General features: G+C 53.8%; 8 protein-coding genes. 2 read left to right on the top strand and 6 right to left on the bottom strand.

What is annotated here, in order from left to right; genetic code table 11:
- Positions 1-98 precede the first annotated feature (98 nt).
- Genes hemG through pepQ form a run of 4 tightly spaced genes read right to left on the bottom strand, consistent with a single transcriptional unit; the run spans position 99 to position 4,091 of the window.
- The gene (gene hemG, locus OGY68_RS00490) at positions 99-644 is read right to left on the bottom strand and encodes a menaquinone-dependent protoporphyrinogen IX dehydrogenase (RefSeq protein WP_032945724.1); all 546 of its coding nucleotides are present in this window, start codon (positions 642-644) and stop codon (positions 99-101) included.
- Positions 645-655: 11 nt separating this feature from the next.
- Positions 656-2,107, bottom strand: a complete 1,452-nt coding sequence (gene trkH, locus OGY68_RS00485) for a Trk system potassium transporter TrkH (RefSeq protein ID WP_003017848.1) — start codon at positions 2,105-2,107, stop codon at positions 656-658.
- Positions 2,108-2,145: 38 nt separating this feature from the next.
- Positions 2,146-2,760: an IMPACT family protein gene (locus tag OGY68_RS00480; protein WP_003017851.1), complete on the bottom strand. Its 615-nt coding sequence runs from the start codon at positions 2,758-2,760 to the stop codon at positions 2,146-2,148.
- Positions 2,760-4,091, bottom strand: a complete 1,332-nt coding sequence (gene pepQ / locus OGY68_RS00475) for a Xaa-Pro dipeptidase (RefSeq protein ID WP_057067479.1) — start codon at positions 4,089-4,091, stop codon at positions 2,760-2,762. Before pepQ ends, OGY68_RS00480 begins: the two co-directional genes overlap by 1 nt.
- 188 nt (positions 4,092-4,279) lie before the next feature.
- On the opposite strand from pepQ, the gene fadB reads away from it, so the two are divergent.
- A complete protein-coding gene (fadB, locus tag OGY68_RS00470) occupies positions 4,280-6,469 on the top strand; it encodes a fatty acid oxidation complex subunit alpha FadB (RefSeq protein ID WP_057067478.1) in 2,190 nt (729 codons plus the stop codon).
- A gap of 9 nt (positions 6,470-6,478) precedes the next feature.
- A complete protein-coding gene (fadA, locus tag OGY68_RS00465; protein ID WP_057067477.1) occupies positions 6,479-7,642 on the top strand; it encodes an acetyl-CoA C-acyltransferase FadA in 1,164 nt (387 codons plus the stop codon).
- A 213-nt stretch (positions 7,643-7,855) separates the two neighbouring features.
- Here the strand turns inward: fadA and OGY68_RS00460 are convergent, their stop codons facing one another.
- Both OGY68_RS00460 and OGY68_RS00455 read right to left on the bottom strand, forming a co-directional pair.
- A complete protein-coding gene (locus OGY68_RS00460; protein ID WP_020996097.1) occupies positions 7,856-8,836 on the bottom strand; it encodes a LacI family DNA-binding transcriptional regulator in 981 nt (326 codons plus the stop codon).
- A complete protein-coding gene (locus tag OGY68_RS00455; RefSeq protein WP_048237119.1) occupies positions 8,833-9,759 on the bottom strand; it encodes an ROK family protein in 927 nt (308 codons plus the stop codon). Before OGY68_RS00455 ends, OGY68_RS00460 begins: the two co-directional genes overlap by 4 nt.
- Positions 9,760-9,857: the final 98 nt, after the last annotated feature.

Below are 9,857 nucleotides of genomic sequence, written 5' to 3'. Positions count from 1 at the left end.
GTTCCGTGTCAGTGGAGGCGCATTATAGGGAGTTATTTCAGGCTGACAAGGGGAAATTTAAAATAATCTTCCGAGTGCGTATTTTTTATTCTTTGCGCTTATTTTAACAACGCTTTGTTGGTTAATTGGGCTATTTCTCGCGCGAATCTCGCAACCTGTTCCCAATCGGTATACACCACTTCTTTATTCGTATCCGTTTCACCGCCTGACATCTTCATTATCAGTTGGATCATAACGCGGTCATACCAGCGATAGCGTGGATACAGCAAAGCACCCGCAATGACTGCGCTGTGGTCTGGTCGCCACGGCGAACTCATCAGGAACTTACGCGCATAGCTGTTGGTTTGCGGCGTACGTTTCTCCGGTTTACGGGCAACCAGGTTTACGGAGTAGAACGCGCTCGGCATCGAATTCAGCCGTGTGGCATGCTTTTTCACAAACTCCTGAAAAGCAGCATGGTAATGACCGTAGCGAATCGAGGCGCCAATTACCACGCTGTCATAATTTTGCCAGTCCGGCTCCGCGGTACGATGCAAATTAACAACATCTGCCCAAACGCCCAGCTCTTTGAGTTCAGAAGCCAGATACTCAGCGATTTCACGCGTTTGTCCGTCCCGGGAAGAAAAAAGAATCAGTGTTTTCACGTGTTACTCCATTATTCACGCCAGAAGGTAGGGGTAAAGAGCACCAGCAGAGTAAAGACCTCCAGACGACCAAACAGCATATTGGCAATCAGGATCCACTTCGCCACAGGGTTCATACTGGCAAAGTTGTCGGCGACAACCCCCAGTCCAGGCCCCAGGTTATTCAACGTTGCCACAACAGAGGCAAACGCGGAGAAGTCATCAACACCGGTCGCAATAATCGCCAGCATACTGATAATAAAGACCAGCGCATAGGCAGAGAAGAATCCCCATACGGCTTCAAGAATTCGCTCCGGCAACGCACGGTTACCCAGTTTGATACTGTAAACCGCATTCGGATGGACCAGTCGTTTCAATTCGCGGTTACCCTGCTTAAACAGCAGCAGGATACGAATCACCTTCAAGCCACCGCCCGTCGACCCGGCACAGCCGCCGATAAAAGCAGAACACAGCAACAGCACTGGCAGGAACAGGGGCCAGCGGGCAATACTGTCCGTGGTAAATCCGGCGGTCGTAGCCATCGATACCACCTGGAAAAAGGCCTGGTTGATCGTCGTGAGCGCCGAGCCATAGGTATTGTGTATCCATAGCACCAGCGTACAGACTGCCACCAGCGTCAACTGCACGCCGATAAACATGCGGAATTCCGGATCCCGCCAGTAGACCTTCAGACTACGCCCACTTAATAAAGAGAAGTGCAGACCATAGTTACAACCGGAGATCAGCAAGAAGATAGCAATGATGGTGTTAATCGTGGGACTGTCGAAATACCCCACGCTGGCATCGTGTGTGGAAAAACCACCGATGGCGATTGTGGCAAAACTGTGCCCAATGGCGTCAAACGCGGGCATCCCGGCAAACCATAGCGCCAGCGCGCACGCCACCGTCAGTAATACATAGATTAGCCACAGCGTTTTCGCCGTTTCGGCAATACGCGGGCGCATTTTATTATCTTTCAGCGGCCCCGGCATTTCTGCACGATAGAGCTGCATCCCACCAACACCAAGAATAGGCAGGATAGCCACCGCCAGCACGATGATCCCCATCCCACCGAACCATTGCAGCATCTGGCGATAAAAGAGAATCGCGTGTGGCAATGAATCCAGCCCCACCAGCGTCGTCGCACCTGTAGTGGTTAATCCGGAAAAGGATTCAAAAAAAGCGTCGGTTATCGTCAGGTTAGGGCTTTCAGCAAAGATGAACGGTAGCGCACCCACACTGCCCAGAACGGTCCAGAACAAAACGACAATCAGAAATCCTTCACGCGATTTCAGCTCACCCTTCTCTTTACGGTTTGGCCACCACAGCATGGAGCCGATCGCCAGAGCAACGAAGAAAGTTTGGGTGAATGCACGCCCAGCCCCATCGCGGTAGATGAGCGCTACCAGTCCGGGGATAATCATTGTCCCCGAGAATAAGATGACCAGTAGTCCAACGATTCGGGTGATGGCGCGAAAATGCATCTCTGCCGCTTCCTTAGTTCTTTAAAATGAGGTGGGGATTATTCTTCAATCGCTAACAATTGCAATGAACCACGACTAAAATCCGCCAGTTTTGCCGAAAACTCATCCACTTTGGCAAAAGGAAGCGCCACCCTGAGCCGAACAAAAGCCTGGTAATCACTGGCAACGACTTTACCGTCAAACTGCCCCAGCAAGGCTTCAATGCCTGCCAGCTGACCGTACTCACACTGCAAAGTATATTCGGTTAATGGCGTCTTGCGCTGTGTCGTTAACTGGCGCAACGCCTGATTCACACCACCACCGTAGGCTTTTACCAACCCTCCAGTACCGAGAAGGATACCGCCGTAGTAGCGCACGACTACAGCGGTAATCTCGCCGACACCGCTCCCCATCAGCTGCGCGAGCATCGGTTTACCTGCCGTACCCGCCGGTTCGCCATCGTCTGAAAACCCTAGCTGCTGCGAGTCATTGGGCGCACCCGCCACCCACGCCACACAATGGTGGCGGGCGTCCGGGTGTTCCGCTTTGACTGACTCAACAAACGCCTTTGCCGCTTCTACGCCGTCCGTATGGGCGAGCAGCGTAATGAAGCGGCTTTTTTTGATCTCTTCGACGACGCTAACCGGCGCCGCAGGGATTAACCAACTGTCCATTACGCCAGTTTCAAATCCCGCGTCATGTTTTCGATATTGTTTTCGTGGACCACCACGTTGTCTTCAATACGAATACCGCCGAACGGTTTCAGTGCTTCAATTTTCTGCCAGTTGAAGTGCTTGCTGAACTGCCCTTCACGCCACGGCGCCAGCAGAGATTCAATGAAGTAAATGCCCGGTTCGATGGTCAGAACCATGCCCGGTTGCAGTACGCGGGTGCAACGCAGGTAAGGATATTTCGACGGTGCGGCCAGATGAGTACCGCTGTCGTCCTGCATAAAGCCAGCGACATCATGTACCTGCAGACCCAGCGGGTGACCGATACCGTGCGGCATAAACGGCCCGGTAAGATCGTTTTCCACCATCGCCTCTTCACTCATATCGGTGATGATTTGATGCTTACGCAGCAGCTTCGCGATGCGCTGATGGAACTGAATGTGATAATCCACGTAGCTGGTGCCTGCTTTCATGGTGGCAATCAGCGCCAGCTCTTCGTCGTTAACGTCTTTCACCAGATGCGCATAGTCATTGTCGCTTTTCGCCGACCAGGTACGCGTCAGATCTGCCGCATAACCGTTGTATTCCGCACCAGCATCTAGCAGGAAGCTGCGGATTTCAGACGGTGCCTGATGATCCAGCTTGGTGTAATGAAGAACCGAAGCATGCTCGTTAAGCGCCACGATGTTGCTGTATGGCACGTCGGTGTCGCGGTGACCGGTGGCAGTCAGGTAAGCGAGGTTGATGTCAAACTCGCTCATTCCGGAACGGAACGCTTCTTCTGCTGCACGGTGTCCATTTACCGCCATTTTCTGCGCTTCGCGCATACAGGCCAGTTCGTATTCCGTTTTATAGGCGCGGTAATAATGCAGGTAGTCGATCACCCCTTTCGGGTTGATGTTGCTGGCCGCGATGTCCAGTTGCAGCGCACGTTCCGGAACCGGGCCGATATAACCAATATTGCCTCGAGCAGCAGGCAGTTGGCTACCGATACCATCCGCTTTCGGCAGCGCGATGATCTCGATTTCTTCCGTCCAGAAAGAGGTTGGTAGCGGCTCAACGTTGTGCCAGTAATCGACCGGCAGGTAGAACCACAGTTTCGGCTTGTTTACGCCATCCACCAGCAACCAGCAGTTAGGAACCTGTGTTACAGGCACCCAGGCTTTAAATTGTGGATTGACCTTAAACGGATATGGATGATCGTCGAGAAAGACGTTAACAAGTTCGCCAGAGTGAATAAGTAATGCATCCAGTTTGAAGCGATCCAGCGCGTCGCGCGTCCGTTCCTGTAAGGTAACGATATGATTTTTATAGAGTGCGGCCAGCGATTCCATTTTCTATCCTTCTGTTTTTTGACCTCAAGTCTCCGCATCTTAGCACATCGCTTTGTGAGTGCGTGATTTCTGCCGAGCGTGATCGAATCGTCATTTCTTTAATCATTTATTTGCATTTTATTAACATAAAACACACACTTCGATTCATCTGGTATGACCAGATCACCTTGCGGATTCAGGAGACTGACATGCTTTACAAAGGCGACACCCTGTACCTCGACTGGCTGGAAGATGGCATCGCCGAACTGGTGTTCGATGCCCCTGGTTCGGTCAATAAACTCGACACGGCCACCGTTGCCAGCCTGGGCCATGCGCTTGATGTGCTGGAAAAACAACCGAATTTAAAAGGGCTGCTACTGCGTTCTAACAAAGCAGCCTTTATTGTTGGTGCCGATATCACCGAATTCCTTTCACTGTTCCTCGTGCCTGAAGAACAACTGAGCCAGTGGCTGCATTTTGCCAACAGCGTCTTTAATCGCCTCGAAGATCTGCCTGTTCCGACCCTCTCAGCGGTAAACGGCTACGCGCTGGGTGGCGGCTGCGAGTGTGTTCTGGCAACCGATTATCGTCTGGCAACGCCGGACCTGCGCATTGGCCTGCCGGAAACCAAGCTGGGCATTATGCCGGGCTTTGGCGGCTCCGTGCGTATGCCACGTATGCTGGGTGCGGACAGCGCGCTGGAAATTATTGCGGCAGGTAAGGATGTTGGTGCTGAGCAGGCGCTAAAAATCGGCCTGGTCGATGGCGTAGTGAAGCAAGACAAACTGCTTGATGGCGCGATCGCAGTATTACGTCAGGCGATTAACGGCGACCTCGACTGGAAGGCCAAACGTCAGCCGAAGCTGGAGCCGTTGAAACTCAGCAAAATTGAAGCGGCTATGAGCTTTACCATCGCTAAAGGCATGGTGGCACAGACGGCAGGGAAGCATTATCCCGCGCCGATTACCGCGGTAAAAACCATTGAAGCAGCGGCCCGTTTTGGCCGTGAAGAAGCGCTGAATCTGGAAAATAAAAGCTTTGTTCCACTGGCGCACACCAGTGAAGCTCGCGCGCTGGTTGGGATCTTCCTTAACGATCAGTTCGTCAAAGCCAAAGCCAAAAAACTCACCAAAAATATTGAAGCACCGAAGCAAGCTGCGGTGCTGGGCGCGGGCATTATGGGCGGCGGCATCGCTTACCAGTCAGCCTGGAAAGGCGTGCCGGTTGTCATGAAAGATATCAACGACAAATCATTAACGCTGGGCATGACTGAAGCGGCCAAGCTGCTGAACAAACAGCTTGAGCGCGGCAAAATTGACGGTCTGAAAATGGCGGGCGTGATTTCCACTATTCATCCAACCCTCGACTATAGCGGTTTTGAGCGTGTGGACGTGGTGGTTGAAGCTGTCGTAGAAAACCCGAAAGTGAAAAAAGCGGTACTGGCAGAAACCGAAGATCAGGTACGCCCGAACACCATACTGGCTTCAAATACCTCCACCATCCCAATCAACGAGCTGGCCAGCGCGCTCAAGCGCCCGGAAAACTTCTGTGGGATGCACTTCTTTAACCCAGTACACCGCATGCCACTGGTTGAGATTATTCGCGGCGAGAAAAGCTCGGATGAAACCATCGCCAAAGTTGTCGCCTGGGCAAGCCAGATGGGCAAAACCCCAATTGTGGTCAACGACTGCCCCGGTTTCTTCGTGAACCGCGTGCTGTTCCCGTATTTTGCCGGTTTCAGCCAGCTGCTGCGCGATGGGGCGGATTTCCGCAAAGTCGACAAAGTCATGGAAAAACAGTTTGGCTGGCCGATGGGCCCGGCTTATCTGCTGGACGTGGTGGGAATTGATACCGCACATCACGCGCAGGCAGTGATGTCCGCAGGCTTCCCTCAGCGTATGCAGAAAGATTATCGCGACGCGATAGACGCCCTGTTTGATGCGAACCGTTTCGGACAGAAAAACGGTCTTGGATTCTGGCGTTATAAAGAAGACAACAAGGGCAAGCCGAAGAAAGAAGAGGATGCCACCGTTGACGATCTGCTGGCAGAAGTCAGCCAGCCGAAACGCGACTTCAGTGATGAAGAGATTATCGCTCGCATGATGATCCCAATGGTCAACGAAGTGGTGCGTTGTCTGGAAGAAGGCATTATCGCCAGCCCGGCAGAAGCCGATATGGCGCTGGTTTATGGCCTGGGCTTCCCTCCGTTCCATGGTGGCGCGTTCCGCTGGCTGGATACGCTCGGCAGCGCGAAGTATCTCGATATGGCCCAGCAGTATCAGCACCTCGGAGCGCTGTATGAAGTTCCGACTGGTCTGCGTGATAAGGCGCGCCATAACGAACCGTATTATCCCCAGGTTGAGCCTGCCCGCCCGGTTGGCAGCCTGAAAACGGCTTAAGGAGTCACAATGGAACAGGTTGTAATTGTTGATGCGATCCGTACCCCGATGGGCCGTTCGAAAGGGGGCGCGTTTCGTCACGTGCGGGCAGAAGATCTCTCCGCACACTTAATGCGTAGCCTGCTGGCGCGAAATCCTGCGCTGGAGCCATCCGCGCTTGATGATATTTACTGGGGCTGTGTGCAGCAAACGCTGGAGCAGGGTTTCAACATCGCCCGTAACGCCGCGCTGCTGGCGGAAGTTCCGCACTCCGTTCCAGCCGTCACGGTCAACCGCCTGTGCGGTTCGTCCATGCAGGCGCTGCACGATGCGGCACGCATGATCATGACCGGCGATGCTCAGGCGTGCCTGATTGGCGGCGTGGAGCATATGGGCCATGTGCCAATGAGTCACGGCGTTGATTTCCACCCGGGCATGAGCCGCAACGTGGCAAAAGCCGCGGGAATGATGGGTCTGACCGCGGAAATGCTCTCTCGTATGCACGGCATCAGCCGTGAAATGCAGGACGCCTTCGCCGCGCGTTCACACGCCCGTGCCTGGGCAGCAACGCAGTCTGGCGCGTTTAAAAACGAAATCATCCCGACCGGCGGTCATGATGCCGACGGCGTGCTGAAACAGTTTAACTACGATGAGGTTATCCGCCCGGAGACAACCGTTGAAGCGCTCTCCACCCTGCGCCCGGCGTTCGATCCGGTTAGCGGAACGGTCACTGCCGGTACTTCCTCCGCACTCTCCGACGGCGCTGCGGCGATGCTGGTCATGAGCGAAAGTCGCGCCCGTGAGCTGGGTCTGACGCCGCGTGCCCGTATTCGTTCGATGGCTGTTGTTGGTTGCGACCCGTCAATTATGGGTTACGGTCCGGTTCCGGCCTCAAAACTGGCGCTGAAAAAAGCGGGACTCTCCACCAGCGATATCGGTTTGTTTGAGATGAACGAAGCCTTTGCCGCTCAGATCCTGCCGTGCATTAAAGATCTGGGGCTGATGGAGCAGATCGATGAGAAGATCAACCTCAACGGCGGGGCGATCGCTTTGGGCCATCCGTTGGGTTGCTCTGGGGCGCGTATCAGCACCACCCTGCTCAATCTGATGGAACGCAAAGACGTACAGTTTGGCCTGGCGACGATGTGTATCGGGTTAGGCCAGGGCATCGCGACGGTATTTGAGCGAGTTTAATCAAAGCATGCCGGGGGCGATTCGCTTGCCCGGCCTACGAAATGTTATCTCAAAGCCATTGGTGCCAGAACAAGGCGGCAAGTGAATGAATCCCGATGAGCTTACGTATAGTAAGTGATTCGGGTGAATGAGCGCAGCCAACACAGTTATGGTGCCAATGGCGAAGAGAGAAAGTTTAGTTGCCGTTCTTCCCGCCTGTCAGGGGCGGGTTTTTTATTTCCCTGAACTACCACGTACCACTAACTGCACCGGCAACAGCAGATTCTCTTCCTGATTTTCTTCCAGCAATAAACGCAGCGCTTCACGCCCCAATTGTTGTTTATCAACCGCAATGGTGGTGAGTGGTGGATGTGACCAGGCCGCAGCATCGATATCATCAAACCCAACCAGCGCAAGATCTTCCGGGATACGTATACCCTGCTGCGCACACACCCGTTGAACAACCAGCGCTGCCGCATCGTTATAGGCAAAAATAGCGTCGGGCGGCTCTGGCAGACTGAGCAATTCATTCACCGCCTCCACCAAAGATTGCTCGGTATCCAGCAGCGGCGGCGCAATGGCTTCATACTCTGGCGGCATCAGCAAACGGGCCTCATACAATGCCTGACGGTAACCCTTCTCGCGCTGACGGATGCTGTAGTGCGCAAGCGTGCTGGCAAGAAAAGCAATACGGCTGCGACCTTGTGCAATCAAATGTTGTGTAGCCAGATAACCGCCCTGGGTGTTGTCCGGATTCACGCAAGGCAGGCCCGGCGCCCAGAGATCCACCAGCACCAACGGCAGTTTCATCTGTTGCAGCAAGCCAAGTAATTCAGGCTCAAAAAATCCGGCACAGATCAGCGCATCAGGCTGGTGCAGCAGCACCTGCTCACTCACTGCATCGCCTGGACCAATGGAGAGAAAGCTCAGCGCAATACCATGGTCACGACAATTATCTTCTATCCCCAGCAGCAGTTGAGAATAAAATGGCAATGCCCGGCTGATATTGTGCTGGCGGTGAAGCAAAAACAGGACGCGTTTGATCTTGTCAGTGCGCAGACGGGAAAAATCATAACCCTGCTGCTGCGCCACAGAAATAATGCGCAGCCGGGTGTCTTCACGCAGCCCCGGCTGCCCTTTTAGGGCGCGGGAAACTGCACCAACTGAAACACCACAAGCTTCGGCAATATCTCTGATACGTACAGGTTTCGTCATTTCACTCTCATTGATTCTACTATGGCTTGTTGCGCCCCCAGCCAGGCCGCACCGCGTACGCCGCTGCTGTCGCCGTGACGGGCCCGAACGATCGGTGTGCGGCACTGCTTACCAAATACGTACTGCGCCACTCGCGCCTGTAAACCCGAATACAGTAAATCGATATTGGATACCCCACCCCCAAGCACGATAACATCGGGATCGAGCGTATTCACCACGCCCGCCAATGCACGCGCCAGTTGATCGCAATAGCGTTCCCATACAAAGCAAGCATCCGCATCACCCGATTCTACCTGTTGCATAATTTGTGGCACACCCACATGCTGCGCGGTGTGATTCAGGTACTGGCGTTCCAGACCGCTGCCGGAAATAAAGCTCTCAATACAGTTCAACTGTCCGCAATAGCATCTCACTCCAGCCCCGTCCTGAGATTCGTGGTAGCGCGGCAATGCATTATGCCCCCACTCTCCTGCGCAGGCGTTAGGTCCAGAGATCAAGCGGTTATCGATGCATAGTCCGCCGCCGCAACCGGTACCGAGGATCACGCCAAATACCACGCTATGCCCGTGTCCGCTACCGTCCATCGCTTCCGACAAGGTAAAGCAGTTGGCATCATTGGTAACCGGCACTGGCATTCCTGATGCTCGCTCAAGGTCTTGCGCAAAGGCCTGTTGATTGAGCACCAGGATGTTCGAATTCTTAATCAAACCTTCGCTATCCACCGCGCCGGGCACCCCAACGCCAACCGATAAAGGCTGATTAACGGCCAGTCTGGCCTTAGCAATCATCTCCGTCACGGCCTGGAAAAAATCACCGTAACTCTGCTTTGGTGTCGCGCATCGCTCGCGGTAAACAATTTCACCCGCGTTATCAATCACCACCGCTTCGATTTTAGTCCCGCCAATATCCAGTCCGAGCCTCATGGTTTTCCTCGTTTGCGCCTCGCAATTTGATTGTGTCTAGTTAGCCAATTTTGTTTACTAAACAAAAAGAGACCTGTCACAAAAGTTAAGTTTTGTGA

Origin of the sequence: Citrobacter sp. Cpo065 (assembly GCF_030332805.1) — a bacterium.
Classification (GTDB): Bacteria; Pseudomonadota; Gammaproteobacteria; order Enterobacterales; family Enterobacteriaceae; genus Citrobacter; species Citrobacter portucalensis.
Note: the sequence above shows the minus strand (reverse complement) of the source record. Positions and strands in the feature narration are given on the sequence as shown.